Origin of the sequence: Kribbella sp. NBC_01510 (genome assembly GCF_045040325.1) — a bacterium.
Taxonomy (GTDB): Bacteria; Actinomycetota; Actinomycetes; order Propionibacteriales; family Kribbellaceae; genus Kribbella.
This window is the reverse complement of the sequence record NZ_CP109418.1, coordinates 8,243,706-8,261,348: the sequence shown is the minus strand read 5'-3', so window position 1 is coordinate 8,261,348 and position 17,643 is coordinate 8,243,706. Positions and strand designations below refer to the sequence as shown.

The following is a 17,643-nucleotide window of genomic DNA, read 5'->3' as shown; positions in this document are numbered from 1 at the left end:
GGTATTGGCCTTAACCCCGCAAGAAGTCCTCTAGCCCGTGCAGGTCGTCGGTGTTGATGTAGTCGACACCAGCCGCGGACAGCTCGCCCCACAGCGCTTCGCGGGCAGCGCCCGGCGTGTCCGGGGTCTCCCAGAAGCGCACCCGGTAGCCGGCGTGGTGCGCTGTCACCACAATGTCGTGCAGCTTGGTCTTCTCGACCTCCGGCATCGGGCCGACGCCGTTCCAGGTGAAGACGTTCGTCCAGTTGTCACTCACCAGCGGCATCAGCGACGCCGGCATCCCCGACTGCAGATCGCCGAGGCGGCCGTCGTACCCGGCGTAGCGGACCTTCTGCGCCTTCAGTACGTCGAGCGGCCGGTTGCCGCTGATCACCGACGTCACCGCGCCCTCGAGCACCCGCCCGTTCATGAAGACCGTGCTGATCCCGCGGTACTTCCGCAGTGCCTGATCGACAGCGGCGTACGTCGACGGCCCGTCGCTCTTGATGTCGATCAGCAACTGGAAGTCGCGACCGTGCTGGTACACCTGCCCGTGGTTCTCCCGAACCCGGTCGGCCAGCGGCTTCAGGTACAGGCTCTCCAGAGTCCGGCCCGCTACGGCGTCGTCCAGGTCATGCGCGACCCGCAGCTCACCGTCCACCAGCCACACGTCCGCCTCGACGCTGTTGAACCCACGGTCCAGTGCGTCCTGCAGTGGCCGGCGGTGGTCGTAGTCGTTGTGCGCGTGGGCCGACGGCAGCGCCCGTACGGCGGGAGCGTCGTACGCACGCGGCAGCCGGAACCCGTTCGCGCGGACGACGTCGCGCACCCGGTCCGGGTAGTCGCTGATGATGCCGTCGACACCTTGGTCGATGAACCACTGGATCGTCGCCGGGTCGTCGACCGTCCAGGGGATGACCTTCAGGCCGGCCTTGTGCGCCGACTTCACCAGGTCCTTGGTGAAGTACGGCCGGAACGCGGGATCGGTGATCTTCCCGCCCTGCGGAAAGCCGTCCACCGGGGAGATCGCGGACGCGCCGAACGAGGTGACCGCCTTGATCGGGTCGCCACCGAAGTCGTCGATGTCGATGCCACCGAGCCACGGCGACTTGCCCGGCTTGCCGACCTGCAGGAAGTCGAAGTTGTCCAGCGCGACCAGCGGCAGCTCCGGCGCGACCTGGTGCATCCGCATCAATGAGCCCCAGTCGAAGCTCTGGATCGTCACCTGGCGGGCGATGCGGGCCTTCCGGATCTCCCGCGCGACCACCTGGACGAACTGCTCCCGCGGCGCGGTCTCCGACGGCGCACCGGCTTCCACCTTGGTCTCGACGTTCAGCTTCACGTCGTACGCGTGGTAGCGGTGCACGAGCGCGAAGATGTCGCGCAGCTCCGGCATCCGGGCGCCCGGGTCGGGCTGCTGGCCGGGGAAGCCCGCCTGCGGTAGCGATCCGCAGTCGAGCTGCTTGACCTGCTTGAGGGTCAGCGTGTTGATGAACTTCCCGACGTACGGGTACTCCGGGTCGTTCGGCGTGTACGGCGCGGTGTCGCGGCACTTGCTGCCCGTGACCTTGCGGTCGTGGGTGACCACGGCGTACCCGTCCTGGGTGATCTGAACGTCGAGCTCCAGCGTGCTGACGCCGAGCTCGAGGCCGTGCGAGAAGGACGCGATCGTGCTCTCCACGGTGAGCCCAAGGCCGCCACGATGGGCCTGGATGTCGAAGTCGCCGCGGGTGGCGGCAGCCGGGGCCGCGGGCAGTACCACTGCGGCGACGAGGGCGAACGGAAGCAGCGCGCGGGGAAGGCGGCGCATGAGGGGTTCCTTCCGGAGGTATGGGCGGACGTCCCTGAGGCTGGCTGCCGCAGGAATACCTGTGCCCTCGTGAAGGTAGCCGAGAAAAGGCCGGCCGGTGACCGCCGCGTGTCGCCGGACCGCTACGGAACGGAGTTGATCCGCTGGACGGACTGGCTCTCGGCCGTGACGCTCCCGTCCTTGAACGCCTTGTCCAGCGTCCCTTCGCTACGGCGAGTGAGCGTGAGGTCGATCTGGCACGCAGGCGCCGCCGCTCCCGGAGTCGGTGTGGTCGCCGCGGCCTTGATCGAGCCACGGGCGATCGTGGCCGAGGTCCGGCCCGGCTCCAGCTCCAGGCTGCCGGGCCGGATGCACTGGCCGGTCCAGGTGAGGATCGACGGCAACTGCGACGGCTCGCTCTCGAACCGTACGACGAGGTCGCGGCGGCGCGAGGAGGTCGTGCCGGCCACGGGGGCGACGAGGCGGACCCGCTCGGGCAGTCGCACCGTCGACCGGGGTGCCGAGTCGTTGTCCTTACCCCGTTCGAGTTCGACCGTGATTTCGGTGCCCGGCGCAACCACACCGTCGAGGCGGTTGCTGCAGTCGGTCACCCCCGCGGCCCGGCGATGCCGCAGTCCGACGTCCTTGCCGCCGCCCGACGCGGTGATCTGCTCGCCGTCACCGAGCTCGACGAAGGTGAGCGTGCCGACCCGTAACGACGCACTCACGTCGGCGGCGTCAGTTCCTTCGGGCAGCGTGACAACGAGGGTGGCGGTGATCCCGCTGGTCCGGATGTCTTTCGACTCGACGGTCGAACAACCGGTGAGGACAAGGACGACTACCAGGGCGGCGATTCGCTTCACAGCGAGCGAAGCTAACACCGCCGAGGGTTAGCCGAGGCCCGTACAACTACTCATACTGCAGGGCCTCCAAGGGATTCAGCTTGGCTGCGCGGCGAGCTGGCCAGATGGCGGCGAAGATCCCGACCACCACCGAGACGACGGCGAAGATCACCAACTGGCCGACCGGCACGGTGAACGAGATCTCCTCCAATCGCGCGGCCAGCAGCGAGGCGAGCAGCAGGCCGAGGATGATTCCGATCACCGCGCCGATCAGCGCCGTAATCACGCTCTCTTGCCGGATCATCCGCTTCACCTGGCCACGGGTCAGCCCGATCGCACGCAGCATGCCGAGTTCGCGGGTCCGCTCGAACACGGTCAGCACCAGAGTGTTGACGATGCCGAACAGGCTGACCAGCACCGACAGCGCCAGCAACACGTAGAGCACGTTCAGCAAGCTCCTGATGCTGTCGGTCTGAGCTTTCTTGAACTCCTCGATGGTCACTGCCTTGGCGTTCGGGAACCCACTCAGGGCGGCGTTCAGCGTGGCGGTGTTCTCCGGGGTGACCCCACCCTGCATGTTCAGGAAGGTGTAGATGTTCTGGGGTTGCGAGGTCATGGTGTCGAAGGTGGTCGTCGCGATCGTCACGTTCCCGAACGGCGACCCGCCCGCCGGCGGCTTGAAGATCCCGCGCACCTTGAACGGCAGCGTCTTGCCGGTCGCCGCCTGCAGCGTGATGGCCGAGCCAAGGGTGAGCCCGTGCTCGTCGGCGTAGTCGGCATCGACGATCGCGCCGTCCGGGTCCAGCTCGGACAGCGATGCCTGTGAGCCGGCTCGCCAGTCGAACCTGAGCAGCTGGGACGCGGTCTGGTCGATGGCGGTGATCGGGATCGTCTTGTCGAACGCCTTGGCCTGTCCGCCGCGGACACTGGTCACCTCACCCACCGACGGGACCTGGGCCACCGTGGTTGCCACGGCCGGCGGCAACGGGCTGAAGTTGTTCTGCGCGGTGATCGCGTAGTCCGAGCTGGAGATCCGGTCGACCGCGTCCTCGAATGGCTTGATGATCCCGGCGCCGAGGGTGGCGACCAGGGTGACCAGCGCCAGCCCGATCATCAGTGCTGCCGCGGTCGACGCGGTGCGGTGCGGATCCCGCCGGCTGTTCTGCCCACCGATGGTCACCGCCGGGCCGTCCGGGAGTACGCGGGGGAACTCTGTGTGCCGGCCGAAGAGACGGCGTATCGCCCAGAGCGGAACCAGAATGAACGGCCAGATCAGGACCGTCAGTACGACGACCGACCAGCGCGCGATCGGATCCGACACGGCCGCCAGCGGCCGCACGAGTCGCGCGGAGAAGGCGGCGATCCCGAGGAACAGCAGCAGCACTCCGGCGCCGAGGAGCCACAACAAGGTGCTTGTCGACAATCCGTTGGCGAACAGGCCGACCACCACCAGCGCGACTCCGGCGACGGCGAGCAGCACGGCGGCCACCGGGCGGTAGCGATGAAGCCTCCCGGGCGCGAGGGTCGCGCCTTCGCGGACCGCTGCGATCGGTGGCACCCGGGTCGCCCGCCACGCCGGGCGCAGGCTCGCGAGGACAGTGACCACGACACCGACCACCAGGGCGACGATGATCGTCCGGGTCTCGAAGACCAGCCCGTTGTTCGGCAGCGTGAAGCCGATCGCGTCGAAGAGCTTGAACAGCCCGGTCGCGATCGCCAGCCCGAGGAAGAGCCCGGCGACGGCCGCGACGAAACCGGTGACGAGTGCCTCCAGGACCACCGTGCCGAGGATCTGCCGGCGGGAGGCGCCGAGGGTGCGGAGGGTGGCGAACTCGCGGGTGCGCTGGGCAATCGTGATCGACAGCGAGTTCGCGATCACGAACGAGCCGACGAACAGGGCGATGGCGCCGAACACCAGCAGGAACGTCTGCAGGAAGTTGAGGAAGCTCGTCGTCCCGGCGGCATCCTCGGCCGCCTGGTCGTCGGCGGTGCGGACCTGGGTCGCCGGGGGCAGGATGGGCCGGACCGCGTCGACAAGCTGTTGCGGGCTGGTTCCGGACTTGGCGGCGATCAGGATCTGGTCGAGCTTGCCGGGCTTGCCGAACAACTGCTGCGCCGTGCCCAGGTCGAAGCCGGCCAGCGTGGCGCCGCCGATCGACGACACCGCGCCGAACTCGACCAGTCCGGAGATCCGCATCCGCTGGGCCGGGCCACGCGCCTGCACGCCGATCGTGTCACCGGCCGCGAAACCCTTCTTCTGCGCGGCTTGCGTGTCGATCACCACTTCGCCCGGCGCCGGCCAGGATCCCGACACCAGGGTCAGCGAGTTGAACTGCGGCAGCGCGGGATCGACGCTGAAGCCGAGGTTCGGCGCGCCGCCGAAGACGATCGCCTTGCCGTCCTTGCCGATCAGCTGTGCCTCGCCGCCGACCGCACCGCCGGCCGCGCCGACCTGGGGCAGGTCGCGGACCTTCTGCAGCAGGTCCGCCGAGAACGACGGTGCCGTCGCCGTCCCGTCCTGGGTCGCGTCGAGCGCGGACTTCCCGGTGATCGCGGCGTCGGTGTTCTTGTAGTTCTCGGTGAAGATCGAGTCGAACGCGGACGTGATCGAGTCCGTCAGCACGTAGGTGCCCGAGATCAGCGCGACCCCGAGAACGACGCCGATCGCGGTGAGCGCCGTACGCAGCTTGCGGGCCAGCAGACCCTGCAACGCGAACTTGATCACTGCAGGTCCAGCGTGTCGATGATCTGCAGGATCTCGTGCTGGTTGGACCGGCCGGTCTCCTTCACGATCTCCCCGTCGGCCAGGTAGAGCACCCGGTCGGCCATCGCGGCCGCTTTGGCGTCGTGCGTCACCATCACGGTGGTCTGGCCGTACTCGTCGACCGACGACCGCATCAGCGTGAGGATCTCACCGCTGGTCCGGGAGTCGAGGTTTCCGGTCGGCTCGTCGGCGAACACCACGGTCGGCCGCGACACCAAGGCCCGTGCGATCGCGACCCGCTGTTGCTGGCCGCCGGACAGTTCGGCCGGCCGGTGCTCGAGGCGGTCGGCGAGGCCGACCCGTGCGACCAGACCGTCGAAGAACTCCTGGTCCGGCTTCGTGCCGGCGATCGTCAGCGGCAGCAGGATGTTGTCCCGGGCGGTGAGCATCGGCAGCAGGTTGAAGAACTGGAAGATGAAGCCGATGTGCTGACGGCGCAGCTTGGTCAGGGCGTCGTCACCGAGGGTGGTGATCTCGATGCCGTCGATCTTGACCGAGCCTGATGTCGGCCGATCCAGCCCGGCCAGGATGTGCATCAGCGTCGATTTGCCCGAACCAGACGGTCCCATCACCGCCGTGAGCTGACCGGGCTCGATCTGCACACCGACGCCGCGCAGCGCGTGAACCGCGGTATCTCCTTCGCCATAAACTCGTACGAGGTCCGTCGCGTCCACGACCTCGGTGACATCGGTAACTGTCCCCTCCATTGCCGATCGCCCTCCCTGGCTGATCAGCGGCCACCCCAGACGGCCGATCTACAACTTCCACCGAGTCTGCCCGCGTTCGCGCGGTATCGATAGGGGGTTTTCCCCGGATCGACCCCTGACCGCCGTAGATCCGGGCTCAGATCCAGCCGCGGCGGGCGGCGTGGAAGCCGAGCTGGAGGCGGGTGTCGGCGGACACCACGTCCATCAGTGCGCGGACGCGTCGCTGGACGGTGCGCATGGAGAGATTGAGCTGATTGGCGACCGCCTGGTCGGTCAGGCCGGCGAGCAGGAGCCCGAGGATGCGGGCGTCCAGCTCCGGCAGGCCGTCGGTCGGGCCCTCGACCATCCCGTTCGTGCCAAGAACCAGGGGGAGGCCGTCACGCCAGACGCGGTCGAAGAGGGCGAGCAGTGCGTCGAGCATGCCGCTGCTGTGCACGATCAGCGCGCCGATGCTGCCTCCGGCCCCGGACAGCAGCGGTACCAAGGCGATCCGGCGGTCCACGATCAGCAACCGCATCGGCAACTCCTGCACGACGCGGACCTCCTCGCCCGCCCTCAGCGAGTCGGAGGCGGCCGCGAAGAACCCGGGCCGGTCGAACGCACTCCGCTCGATCACCACCCGGTAGCGCACGCCTCTGGTGACCGCGGCGTCCTCCTCCTTGTTCTCCTCCGGCGGCACGACCGCGATCTGCGCCTTGACGAACCCGAGCACCTCCTCGCGCGCCGACATCTGCAGTTGCGCGAACCGCTGACCGACCGCCTTGGCCCCGCGGACGACGTCCACCACGTCACTGATCGAACGCTCGGCGTCCGTACCCCGGTAGACCTCGGCCAGCGACTCGATCTCGCGCTGCGCCCGCCGCAATTCCTCCTCGCGTTGCACGGCCAGGGCGGCCAGGGCGACCGACGGCGGCGAGGCGACGTACCGGTCGTCGCCGCTGCTGGACCGGGCGGCCAGGCCGAGCGTCTCCAGCGCGGTCAGCGCGCGTGCTGCCTCGACCGGGTGGCAGCCGAGCCGGGTCGCGAGCTCGGCGACGTCGTACGACGGCACCTCGACGAGGGCGCGGTACGCGAGTTCTTCGGAGTCATCCAGTCCGAGCACGTCGAGCACGATGCCTCCCAGCAGACGACGGTGTGGCGGCCGGACCCTGGCGGGTTGGCGAATTGTCGCAATCTTGCCAGGAGAGACCCATCCTTCGCTGGCGGTTTTGCGATGGACTACCCGTCAACCGTCCCGAAGGTGGTTCTCCCCATGCATCTGGTCCGTAAAGCCTTGGTCGGCGCGACTGTTACTGCCCTCCTCGCGATCACCACCCTTCCGGCCACAGCTGGTCCGCCGGGCTCCACTGGTCAACCCACGCTGCCGGTCCAGGTCGACAGCGCGAAGCTCGTCACGCTGCTCACCGGTGACAAGGTGCAGGTCACCCCGGCTGGCTCCGGACGCAGCAGTGTGCGGTTCGTCCCCGCCGACTCCGCCCACGCCGGCTACGAGACCCGAACAGTCGGCAAGGACCTGTACGTCGTACCCGACAGTGCGGCCCGGCTGGTCAACAGCGGCAAGGTGGATCAAGCACTCTTCAACGTGAGCGGTCTGATCCGGCAGGGGTACGACGACGCGTCCACCAGCCAGATCCCCGTCATCGCGACCTATAAGCCGACCGCCCGGGCCGCACAGCAGACCGTGCCCGCCGGATCCACGCGCACCCGGACGCTCTCGTCCGTCGGCGCGAGCGCGCTGCGGACCGACAAGGCACACGCACACGACACCTGGCAGTCGCTCTCGACCGGTCGTGACGTCCAGAAGCTCTGGCTCGACGCGAAGGTCCACACGACCCTCGACCAAAGCGTCCCGTACGTCGGCGCGCCCCAGGCCTGGCAGGCCGGGTACGACGGAACCGGTACGACGGTCGCCGTCCTCGACTCGGGTGTCGACGCGGAGCACCCGGACCTCGTCGGCGCGATCAAGGCCCAGCAGAACTTCACCGACAGCCCGGACGTCGCCGACCACGACGGCCACGGCACGCACACCTCGTCGACGGTGGCCGGTCGCGGCGTCGCGTCAAACGGCAGGAACAAGGGTGTCGCACCGGGCGCACAACTGCTGTCCGGCAAGGTCCTGAACGACTCCGGCAGTGGTGACCTGTCCTGGATCATCGCCGGCATGGAATGGGCCGTCGCCGAGGGCGCCGACGTGATCAGCATGAGCATCGGTACGTCGGAACCCGTCGACTGCACCGACTCGATGGCGGCCGCGGTCGACCGGATCAGCGCATCGTCAGGCGTTCTGTTCGTTGTTGCCGCTGGCAACCTTGGCGGACCGGCCGAGGCGATCAGCAGCCGGGGTGTGCGGCCTCGGCGATGACGGTGGCGGCCACCGACCTGACCCAGACGACCGCGGACTTCTCCAGCCGTGGACCGGTGCTGGCCAACCACGCGGTCAAGCCCGACATCGCGGCGCCTGGTGTGGACATCACCGCGGCACGGGCGGGCGGTCGTGGCGATTCGGCGTACATCGACATGAGCGGCACCTCGATGGCGACGCCGCACGTGGCCGGCGCGGCGGCGATCCTGAAGCAGCAGCACCCCGACTGGAAGGGGCAGCAACTGAAAGCGGCCCTGCAGAACTCGGTGCGCTCGGAGAGCAAGGTCGGGATCTACGAGCAGGGCGCCGGTGAACTCGACGTCGCCCAGGCCGTCACGCAGCAGGTGACCGGTCCGGGCACGGTCGACCTCGGCACGTTCGCCTGGCCGCACACGCCGGAGCAGAAGCTCACCAAGCAGCTGACCTACCACAACAGCGGCACCGAGCCGGTGACGTTGACGCTGACCGTCGATGCGCGGGGCAACAACGGCAAGGCGCTACCGGCGGGACTGATCAGCTTCGACCCGTCGGCGACGGTCGCCGCCGGTGCGACGGTGGATGTTCCGGTGACGATCGACCCGAGCGCTGCCCTGGACCCCGGTGCCTATGGCGCGGTCAGCGCGCGAGTGGTTGCTACGGGCAACGACGGGCGCACGGTGGTGACACCGCTCGGCTTCTACCTCGAGCCGCAGTACGTCGATGTGACCTTCAGGTTGATCGACCGTGACGGCAAGCCCGCCGCGTCGATCACATCGCTCGATGTCTTCGACCTCGACAGTATCGCGGCGCAGCGTGTCGGCTTCGACGGCGCGGACCAGACGCTGCACCTGCGGGCGGGCACGTACTCACTGGCCGCGACGATCGCGCACGAACGATGACGCGAACGGACTCGTCGATTCGTACGCGTTCCTCGGCGACCCGGAGATCACGCTGACGAAGGACACCACGATCACGTACGACGCCCGGACGGCGGCCGAGGCGAAGGTGACGACCCAGCGTCCGACCGAACGGAAGGGCGGCAGCCTGACCTATGGCCGGATTGTCGACAACTGGATCCTCGCGTCGAGCCGCGGCTACGGCACGCAGGTGAAGTCGATCTACCTCGGGACGACACCGAAGGCTCGCCGCGGCACCTTCGAGGTGGTCGAGGGCTGGCAGTACGGATCACCGGCCGGCGCGAAGTCGCCGTACCTCTACAGCTTGGCGTTCACGCATGAGCAGCAGGTGAAGGGCAGGCCCGACCATCGGGTCCGGGACCGGGACCTGGCAACGATCGACGCGACGTACTACACGCCCGGCAAGGCCTACAACTATTCCGAGTACGTCGACGTGTGGCGACCGTGGAGCATCAACTTGATCCCGACCGGCGACCGGGGGACCGTGGCGGCGCCGACCCGGGTGCAGCACCTGGTCACGGCCGAACGGGACACCAAGGTGTCGCAGATGGTCGGTCATGCGGACGCGATGGCGTGGCCGTTCGCGACCCTGATGACGTCGACGGCGACGGCGTACAAGGCCGGCAGCCGGCACAGCGAGAGCTGGTTCAAGGCGGGGTTGCGGCCGGGGCTGGTCACCGACCAGGCGACCGGGCTGAAGTACACGCCGGCGGGCCGGGACGGGAACACGGTCTGGAGCAATTTCGCGAGTTGGTCGGATACCGAACCGGGACATTTCTCGCGCCAGGGATTTCTCGACCTGGGCGGCACCGAGCTGCTCGCGGACGGGGTGTCGCTGGGGAAGTACGGCTACTACGGCCAGGGAGTCTGGCACGTGCCGGCGGCGGCAACGAATCTGGAGCTGGTCTACGACCTGATCCGCTGGCAGCGCGGCGACTACAAGTGGGAGTCGCCGAGCACCGTCGAGACCCGGTGGAAGTGGAACAGCTCCGCAGCGGACGCGGGTAAGCCGTTGCCGCTGCTCTTCCCCGACTACGACCTCGCCGTCGACCTGAACGACCGCGCACCGCGGATCCCGGCGTTCCCGGTCAGCATCACCGCTGAGTCAGGCCAGTGGTACAAACCCGGCCGCTTCACGTCGGCTCGCGTCTGGACGTCGTACGACGACGGCACGACCTGGAATCAGACTCCGGTGGTGAACCTCGGCACCAAAGCCGTGGCCCTGGTCAACAACTCCAAGGCGACGACGTTCGTCACCCTGAAGGTCGAACTGACGGACTCCAACGGGAAGTCCGTCACGCAGACACTGACCCGTTTCTACGGAATCCGCTAGACAACGAGAGCACCCCCGGCCTGGTCGGCCGGGGGTGCTCTTTCAGCTGAGTTAGTGGCGTCGGACCGGGAAGCGCCTCACGGCGCGTGGCCGCTCGTAGCGGCTAATTTTGGGACCCGGGGCTTGCACCGGCCCGACACCTCGAACAGTATAACCGGCGCTCAAACCCCTTGTCCTGTAGGGATCTCGGGCTTCAAGACGCCATAGCATCCGAAGCCGGGACGCGCAACTACCAGAGTTGCCCGGCGCGTTCGGACCGGGCCGCGGTCTGCAGTTGATCCGCCATTTCGACGAGCTTCGAGGCCGACAGCACCCGGTCGTGACCGTCGTCGGCGAGGTGTGCCCGGCCGGTCGCGACGATCCGCGCGAACGCGGCCGCCCGGTCCAGGGTCGTCGCGAAGTCCCCGGTCGCGACACCCCGCAGTACGGCGTCGACCATGTCCCGCACCTCGGTCGGACCCGGCGGCTCCGCGACACCCGCGACCACCGCGTGCACCTCGGCGTACTTGCGACCGGCCGCGAACTCGCGGGAGACCTCTTCGGCGTTGGTGTGCACCCACGAGCGCAGCAGGTACAGCCGCCACAACGCGCCCGGCAGGGAGTCCGACGGCGAGTCGGACCATAGTTCGGCGAGTTCGTCCAGGCCGTAGTCGTCGGCCAGTTTGACCACCCGCGCGTGGACCTCGGTGTCTTCGGAGTTGCGGACGCCGCGCACCAGCAATTCGGCGGTCCGGTGTGCTACCTCGGTGACCGCAGCCGGATCGGCGGCGCCGGGCAGCGACTCGAACAGCTTGTTGCCGGGCAGGATCGGCCGGCGCGGATTGGGGGTCGTCACGGCGTCTATGGTGCCTGACCTGGCCAACCCTCGCACGCCGACCGAGGTTTCCCCCGTGGCTGCCATCGGACCCGGGACCTTCCCGGGCGATCCGGTCGAGGTCATCATCGAAGGAGAGGAGCGTCTGCCGGCCGCACGAGAGGGATCCACGATGCCGGAACTGAGCGTTGCACCGCACGGGCTGCACCACGTCACGGCGATCGCCGAGGACCCGCAGCGGAACGTCGACTTCTACACCACCGTGCTGGGGTTGCGGCTGGTCAAACGGACCGTCAACTTCGACGCGCCGGACACCTATCACCTCTACTACGGAGACGAGTCGGGCCAGCCGTCCACGTTGCTGACCTTCTTCCCCTGGCCAGGCGTCCAGGGCGGCCGGCAGGGGACCGGTCTGACCACGGCGACGGCCTTCAGCATCCCGCCGGAGGCTGTCGGCTGGTGGCAGCGGCGGCTGAAGGACCTCGGCGTGGACGCGGACGACCCGGTGGCGCGCTCGGACGAGGAGGTGCTCCGGCTTCGCGATCCGGACGGGCTGGTGATCGAGCTGGTCGCCTCCGACGGTGACTCGCGATCAGGGTGGGACGGCGCGGCCGCCGTACCGGCCGACGACGCCATCCGTGGCCTGTACTCGATCACCTTGACCGAGCAGCAGTTGGATCCGACCGCGGAGATGCTCGCAGGCCTGCTGAGCATGGAGTTCACCCACAACACCGCTGACCGGACCCGGTTCGTGATGACCGGCGGTGCGGACGGCACTGCCGTGGACGTCCTTCCCAGCAAGGATGATCGGGGACTGCAGGCGGCCGGTACGGTGCACCATGTCGCGTTCCGGGCGCCTGACCGGGAGACGCAGGCGAGGTGGCGCGAGGAGCTGATCGAGGCCGGGATCCAGGTCACCGAGATCCTCGACCGGCAGTACTTCACCTCGATCTACTTCCGGGAGCCGGGCGGGGTGTTGCTCGAGATCGCGACCGACCAGCCGGGATTCACCGTGGACGAGCCGCTGCTGGAGCTCGGCCGCCACCTCAAGTTGCCGCCCTGGCTCGAACCGGACCGCGAGCAGATCGAGGCATCGCTGCCGGGCATCCGGCTGCCTTCGGAAGCTGCGGGGTGATGGACCCGGCCCTGCGGCGGCCGCACGTCTGGGAACCGGGGACGGGTCGTCCGCCGCTGTTGCTGCTGCACGGGACCGGCGGGAACGAGTACGACCTGCTCGGACTGCGGGAGTACCTGATCCCGGATGCCCCGGTGCTGGCGCCGCGCGGGACGGTGCTGGAGAACGGGATGCCCCGGTTCTTCCGCAGGCTCCGCGAGGGCGTGTTCGACGAGGACGATCTGCGGGCGCGGGCCGACGAGCTCGCCGTGTTCCTCGCCGCGGCCGAGCAGCAGTACGGCGTGCCGCCCGGATCCTGGGTGGCGATCGGGTTCTCGAACGGCGCGAACATCGCGTCCGCGCTACTCCTGCGCCACCCGGAGGCGCTCAGCGGGGCGGTGCTGCTGGCGGCGATGGTGCCGTTCCAGCAGGACGAGCCCGGGGAGGTCCTCACCGGCAAACGCGTACTGATCGTGAACGGCGACCGCGACCCGATGGCGACACCCGACCAGACCCGGACGCTCGCCGCCCAGCTCCGCGCCCGCGGCGCGGACGTCGAGATCCGTCCCTTCCCCGGCGGCCACACCATCGACCCCGGCCAGTTACCCCACGTCAAACAATTCCTCGAGGCCTTCGTCAGTCCGAGACCTGGATGACGATCCCCGTCCTGCGATTCAGGGGCGAGGGGCGTGCTCGAGTGGGTTGGCGGCCATCCTGACGCCCAGGTCGTTGCGGATGGCGGCGGCGGCCGAGCTGTCCGGCTTGCGGCTCGCCTGGTCCTGGAAGCACTTCAGGAACTCGTCGGCCAGACTGAGCCGCGGGTACCGCGCCAGCACCTCGTTCCGGAAGCTGACCGGGAAGTCCGCCTGGCCACGCCCCACGATGTCGAAGCCGGTGGATCTCACCATCAGGAAACCCTCCGGGTCCTCCTGCGGATCCACGTCGGGCCACATGTGCCGGACGATCACCTCCGACACGCGCGTACGCCGCTGCACCGGCCAGCCGGCACCTGCCGCGAACACCCACGCCACACTTCCGCCGGCCACTTCGAACGGCACCCGGTGGCTGTCGAAGTCCTCGACCAGGCCCAGGTCGTGGAGCAGGGACGCGACGAAGAGCACCTCGGCATCGAAGTCGACACCCCGCGCTGTGCCGAGAGCCGCCGCCCAGAAGTAGACCCGCAGCGAGTGGTTCACCAGTGCGGGCGAGCAGTACGACGTAGTCACCTCGACGGCGTTCGTGCACGCCGGAGAGTCGGGAACGAAAAGGTCGGCCAGCCGCATGGTGTTCATCATCGCAGCCGACCGGCGTGTGGACGCATACCTCAGTACTCTCGGCGTATGGCAGGTGCTGGGAAGGCCAACGGCAAGCTGGCCAAGAACTTGATCAAATACAGCGTGCGGTACGGGCCGTTCGTGATCGAGGCGGTCAAGCACGGGCGCGAACCGGCCCAGCAGGCGGTCCAGGCCGCCTGGGCGAAGCGGGCGGCCCGGCGGAAGGCGAGCGAGCACGCGCTCACCGTGCGCGAGGGGTCCTTGCTGAAGGTGATCAAGGACGGGGAGTCGATCTTCTTCGTCTTCTCCGGCGACGCGATCGTGACGACGTACCCGCCGGTGCCGCAGAGCGCCTACCCGGAACTCCTGCGCCACTCCGACCTTGACCAGCGGGTGACCGCCGACGAGATCGCCGCGCGCAAGCCGAAGATCGCTCCCCGCCTCCCCAAGATCCGCCGCCGCTGACCCCGCCACGTCCCCGCCCCGCCCCGGCGGTAGGCGGCCGGCTTGCGCATTTGGTGGGTTGACGTCTCATGTGGTGGGTTGCCGTACCGGATTCCGGGGCGCCAACCCACCATCTGGGACGTCAACCCACCAAGGGGGGTCGCTCGGCACCATGTCCGCGCCGATACACAGCACCGGACGGAGACCGGAAGCGGTGGGCTGGGACAGGTCGTGGTGGGTCGGGGCTGGTGGGCTTGGGCCGTGGGTTGGGACGGGCCTTGGTGGGTTGGGACGGGTCGTGGTGGGTCGGGGCTGGTGGGCTTGGGCCGTGGGTTGGGACGGGCCTTGGTGGGTTGGGACGGGTCGTGGTGGGTTGGGACGGGTCGTGGTGGGTTCGGACAAGGAATTGCCTGTCTCGGCCCACCACGACCTGTCCCAGCCCACCAGAGGTGGACCAATCCGCGGGGAACACGCCCGCCGGAACCGCCCAGGTGGTCGGCGGGCTCGGTTGCGCATCTGGTGGGTTGACGTCCCATGTGGTGGGTTGACGTCCCATGTGGTGGGTTGCCGTACCGGATTCCGAGGCGCCAACCCGCCATCTCGGACGTCAACCCACCAAAGGGGACGCTCGGGACAGGTCCGCGCCGACACACAGCACCGCGCGGGGACCGGGGCCGGCGGGTTGAGGCCGGTCGTGGTGGGGCCGGTGGGCTGGGACAGGTCGTGGTGGGGTGGGACGGGTCGTGGTGGGTTGGGACAGGTCGGTTGGGGCCGGAAGTGGTGGGGTGGGACGGTCGTGGTGGGTTGGGACAGGTCGGTTGGGGCCGGAAGTGGTGGGGTGGGACGGGTCGTGGCGGGTTGGGACATGGAATTGCCTGTCTCGGCCCACCAGGACCTGTCTCAGGTCGCCAGAGGTGGACCGGTCCGCGGGGAACGAGCCCGCTGGAACCGCCCGGCCCAGCCTCGGCACACCCGCCACCGTGGCTCATTGCCTCCTTGCCCACCCCGGGACAACGCGCCTATCCCGACCGGGACACCCGGCCGACAATCACCCATACATCGAGCAAGAGAGCCGGGTTGACCCCTCATATCGTGTCGGCGGGGAGCGTTTCGTGTCGGCGGGGAGCGTTCGATCGGCGGGGATGGCTGGGGTCGGACGGTGAGAAGGTTGACGCGGGCGTAACATGCCGGACCCGGTGGGGCAACAGGCGGACCGCACAGTGGAAGGACGTTTCCACGAGGGAGGGCGTCCGCATGCTCTGGAAGATCAGGACCGAACTCGCCGACCGGCCCGGTGCGCTGGCCGAACTCGCTGCACGGTGTGGTGCGGACGACATCAACATCCTCAGCCTCGAGGTGTTCACCGCCGAGACCGGCGCCGTCGACGAACTGGTGGTCAACACCGGGGTCGGCTGGACCGCTGACGACCTGGTCGCGCTCGCCGCCGAGGCCGGTTGCCTGCGTACGACGGTCCGCCCGTGCCAGGCCGACGTACTGAGTGATGCCCCCACCCGCTACCTGCGCGCCGTACTGCGGCTGATCGACGACCCGATGTCCGTCGACGACGAGCTCGGCAACCTGCAGGGGTTCGAGGAGTACACGCCTGCCGAGTGGGCCCGGGCCGACGCGCTGGTGGAGATCGCCGGCCGGCTCACCGAGCGGTTCGACGGGTCCGTGGTCGAGGGCCCGCGCCCCGGCAGCGCCGTACCCGAGTTGCGCAAGGCGACCGTCGAGGACGCCGAGGCCGTGGTCGCGATGCACGAGCGGTGCTCGTACGAGAGCCGCACCCGGCGGTACCACGTGCCGATGCCGAAGCTGACCACCCGCACCGCGCGGCATCTGTCCGCGCCGGCCGGCGGGGTGTCGGTCGTCGCGGCCGTCGGTGACGCCGTGATCGGGATGGCGACGGCCGCGCCGTGGGAGGAACTTGGGAGTACGACGATGGAGGTCGCCGTACTCGTCGAGGACGGCTGGCAGGGACAGGGCCTCGGACTGCGGTTGCTGCGTCAGGTGGTTAGTGACGCGCGGGTGCTCGGCGCCGACCGGGTCGTCTGCATGGTGCAGCCGGAGAACCACGCGATGCTGCGCACTCTCGAGCGCCTGCGGATGCGGTCCCGGGTGGTTCGGGACGGCGACAGCCTGATGGTCACCGTTGCGCTGTCCGACCAGAGCCTGTCGCATGCGGTGGATCGGCCACCAGTGCAATATCGTCAGACACGTGCCACCCCTTCCCACCGGTCGCAATCCACACGGTCTGCTGGTCAGCCTGCCCGCGAGCACGCGCTCGCCGCTCTATCAGCTCTTCAGCCGCATTCTGATCGCGCTGGGGCTGCTGACCGTGATGGTGCTCATCGTGGTGGTCGACCGTAGCGGCTACCGGGACAGCTACGACGGTCGCGTCGGTCTGATCGACAGCATCTACTACGCCACTGTCACACTCACCACGACCGGGTACGGCGACATCACTCCGGTGACGCCCGCCGCCCGGCTGGTGAACGCCTTCATCGTCACCCCGCTGCGGATCGCGTTCCTGGTGGTACTGGTCGGCACGACACTGGAAGTCCTGGCCAACGAGGGTCGCCGGATCATGCGGGACACACGATGGAGGAAGCGCATGAAGGACCACACCGTCGTGGTGGGCTACGGCACCAAGGGCCGCTCCGCCGTCCAGACGCTGATCAGCAACGGGGTCAAGCGGGACAGCATCGTGGTGATCGACCCGCGGGCCCAGGCGATCGGGGACGCGGGCAACGACCAGATGGCCGCCTTCCACGGCGACGCGACGAACCGGACCGTGCTGCGCCGGGCCGAGGTGATGACGGCCCGCGAGGTGATCGTGACGACCGACCGCGACGACTCGGCGGTGCTCGTCACGCTGGCGGTGCGGCAACTGAACCCGAACGCGCACGTCGTGGTCGCGGTCCGCGAGGAGGACAACGTGCCGCTGCTGCGGCAGAGCGGTGCGGACGCGGTCGTCACGTCATCCGAGGCGGTCGGCCGGCTGCTCGGCCTGACCTCGGTCAGCCCGAACCTGGGTGAAGTGATGGAGGACCTGCTCACGTACGGCGAGGGCCTCGAGGTGGCCGAACGTCCGGTGCTCGGCCGCGAGGTCGGCAAGCCGCCGTCCGCCGTCCCCGACCGCGTCGTGTCGGTCGTCCGCGACGGCAAGGTGCACCGCTACTACGACGCCAACGTCTCGGTCCTGGCCGCCGGCGACAAACTCATCGTCGTCCGCCCCGCCAAGGAAACCCCCTGGGCCGAACGCCCCGGCGCGGACGAGGGCGACGAGTAGCCCTTCCGCGACACCGATCGTGTGCTTAGAGTC

General features: G+C 68.8%; 15 protein-coding genes. 8 read left to right on the top strand and 7 right to left on the bottom strand.

Annotated elements, in window-relative coordinates:
* Nucleotides 1–10 precede the first annotated feature (10 nt).
* From OG558_RS40365 to OG558_RS40345, 5 genes are all read right to left on the bottom strand, one after another.
* Nucleotides 11–1,789 carry a glycerophosphodiester phosphodiesterase family protein gene (locus tag OG558_RS40365; RefSeq protein WP_405067745.1) on the bottom strand — a complete coding sequence of 593 codons (1,779 nt, stop codon included), beginning with the start codon at nt 1,787–1,789 and terminating at the stop codon, nt 11–13.
* A 122-nt stretch (nt 1,790–1,911) separates the two neighbouring features.
* Nucleotides 1,912–2,631, bottom strand: coding sequence for a hypothetical protein (locus OG558_RS40360; RefSeq protein WP_405067744.1), 720 nt, complete (start codon nt 2,629–2,631; stop codon nt 1,912–1,914).
* Nucleotides 2,632–2,677: 46 nt separating this feature from the next.
* A complete protein-coding gene (locus tag OG558_RS40355) occupies nt 2,678–5,335 on the bottom strand; it encodes an ABC transporter permease (protein ID WP_405067742.1) in 2,658 nt (885 codons plus the stop codon).
* Nucleotides 5,332–6,081: an ABC transporter ATP-binding protein gene (locus tag OG558_RS40350; protein ID WP_405067741.1), complete on the bottom strand. Its 750-nt coding sequence runs from the start codon at nt 6,079–6,081 to the stop codon at nt 5,332–5,334. Before OG558_RS40350 ends, OG558_RS40355 begins: the two co-directional genes overlap by 4 nt.
* Nucleotides 6,082–6,217: 136 nt before the next feature.
* Nucleotides 6,218–7,192, bottom strand: a complete 975-nt coding sequence (locus tag OG558_RS40345) for a hypothetical protein (protein ID WP_405067740.1) — start codon at nt 7,190–7,192, stop codon at nt 6,218–6,220.
* A gap of 141 nt (nt 7,193–7,333) precedes the next feature.
* Here OG558_RS40345 and OG558_RS40340 point away from each other — a divergent pair, with 141 nt between their 5' ends.
* The 3 genes from OG558_RS40340 to OG558_RS40330 are packed head-to-tail and all read left to right on the top strand — an operon-like array spanning nt 7,334 to nt 10,672.
* Nucleotides 7,334–8,443, top strand: coding sequence for a S8 family serine peptidase (locus tag OG558_RS40340; protein ID WP_405067739.1), 1,110 nt, complete (start codon nt 7,334–7,336; stop codon nt 8,441–8,443).
* Nucleotides 8,440–9,321 carry a S8 family serine peptidase gene (locus OG558_RS40335; protein WP_405067738.1) on the top strand — a complete coding sequence of 294 codons (882 nt, stop codon included), beginning with the start codon at nt 8,440–8,442 and terminating at the stop codon, nt 9,319–9,321. Before OG558_RS40340 ends, OG558_RS40335 begins: the two co-directional genes overlap by 4 nt.
* On the top strand, nt 9,236–10,672 hold the full coding sequence (locus tag OG558_RS40330; protein WP_405067737.1) for a hypothetical protein: 1,437 nt from the start codon (nt 9,236–9,238) through the stop codon (nt 10,670–10,672). Before OG558_RS40335 ends, OG558_RS40330 begins: the two co-directional genes overlap by 86 nt.
* Before the next feature lie 229 nt (nt 10,673–10,901).
* Here OG558_RS40330 and OG558_RS40325 read toward each other — a convergent pair whose 3' ends face one another.
* The gene (locus OG558_RS40325; RefSeq protein ID WP_328519684.1) at nt 10,902–11,507 is read right to left on the bottom strand and encodes a hypothetical protein; all 606 of its coding nucleotides are present in this window, start codon (nt 11,505–11,507) and stop codon (nt 10,902–10,904) included.
* A 55-nt stretch (nt 11,508–11,562) separates the two neighbouring features.
* Between OG558_RS40325 and OG558_RS40320 the strand changes: the two genes are divergently transcribed.
* Both OG558_RS40320 and OG558_RS40315 read left to right on the top strand, forming a co-directional pair.
* On the top strand, nt 11,563–12,621 hold the full coding sequence (locus OG558_RS40320) for a ring-cleaving dioxygenase (protein ID WP_405067736.1): 1,059 nt from the start codon (nt 11,563–11,565) through the stop codon (nt 12,619–12,621).
* A complete protein-coding gene (locus OG558_RS40315; RefSeq protein ID WP_405067735.1) occupies nt 12,621–13,256 on the top strand; it encodes an alpha/beta hydrolase in 636 nt (211 codons plus the stop codon). Before OG558_RS40320 ends, OG558_RS40315 begins: the two co-directional genes overlap by 1 nt.
* A gap of 18 nt (nt 13,257–13,274) precedes the next feature.
* Here OG558_RS40315 and OG558_RS40310 read toward each other — a convergent pair whose 3' ends face one another.
* The gene (locus OG558_RS40310) at nt 13,275–13,892 is read right to left on the bottom strand and encodes an HD domain-containing protein (protein ID WP_405067734.1); all 618 of its coding nucleotides are present in this window, start codon (nt 13,890–13,892) and stop codon (nt 13,275–13,277) included.
* Nucleotides 13,893–13,940: 48 nt separating this feature from the next.
* Between OG558_RS40310 and OG558_RS40305 the strand changes: the two genes are divergently transcribed.
* The 3 genes from OG558_RS40305 to OG558_RS40295 all read left to right on the top strand — a co-directional run bounded on the left by OG558_RS40305 (nt 13,941) and on the right by OG558_RS40295 (nt 17,610).
* The gene (locus OG558_RS40305; protein WP_405067733.1) at nt 13,941–14,339 is read left to right on the top strand and encodes a hypothetical protein; all 399 of its coding nucleotides are present in this window, start codon (nt 13,941–13,943) and stop codon (nt 14,337–14,339) included.
* Between the two features lie 1,233 nt (nt 14,340–15,572).
* Nucleotides 15,573–16,688, top strand: a complete 1,116-nt coding sequence (locus OG558_RS40300; protein WP_405067732.1) for a GNAT family N-acetyltransferase — start codon at nt 15,573–15,575, stop codon at nt 16,686–16,688.
* Nucleotides 16,660–17,610 (top strand): potassium channel family protein, encoded by a 951-nt coding sequence (locus tag OG558_RS40295; RefSeq protein ID WP_329479145.1) that lies wholly within the window; start codon nt 16,660–16,662, stop codon nt 17,608–17,610. Before OG558_RS40300 ends, OG558_RS40295 begins: the two co-directional genes overlap by 29 nt.
* Nucleotides 17,611–17,643: the final 33 nt, after the last annotated feature.

Bases quoted from the DNA above. Each gene is read 5' to 3' on its own strand.
- OG558_RS40365 (WP_405067745.1), bottom strand. From the start codon at position 1,789: ATGCGCCGCCTTCCCCGCGCGCTGCTTCCGTTCGCCCTCGTCGCCGCA.
- OG558_RS40350 (WP_405067741.1), bottom strand. From the start codon at position 6,081: ATGGAGGGGACAGTTACCGATGTCACCGAGGTCGTGGACGCGACGGAC.
- OG558_RS40340 (WP_405067739.1), top strand. From the start codon at position 7,334: ATGCATCTGGTCCGTAAAGCCTTGGTCGGCGCGACTGTTACTGCCCTC.
- OG558_RS40335 (WP_405067738.1), top strand. From the start codon at position 8,440: ATGACGGTGGCGGCCACCGACCTGACCCAGACGACCGCGGACTTCTCC.
- OG558_RS40315 (WP_405067735.1), top strand. From the start codon at position 12,621: ATGGACCCGGCCCTGCGGCGGCCGCACGTCTGGGAACCGGGGACGGGT.
- OG558_RS40310 (WP_405067734.1), bottom strand. From the start codon at position 13,892: ATGAACACCATGCGGCTGGCCGACCTTTTCGTTCCCGACTCTCCGGCG.
- OG558_RS40305 (WP_405067733.1), top strand. From the start codon at position 13,941: ATGGCAGGTGCTGGGAAGGCCAACGGCAAGCTGGCCAAGAACTTGATC.
- OG558_RS40300 (WP_405067732.1), top strand. From the start codon at position 15,573: ATGCTCTGGAAGATCAGGACCGAACTCGCCGACCGGCCCGGTGCGCTG.
- OG558_RS40295 (WP_329479145.1), top strand. From the start codon at position 16,660: ATGGTGCTCATCGTGGTGGTCGACCGTAGCGGCTACCGGGACAGCTAC.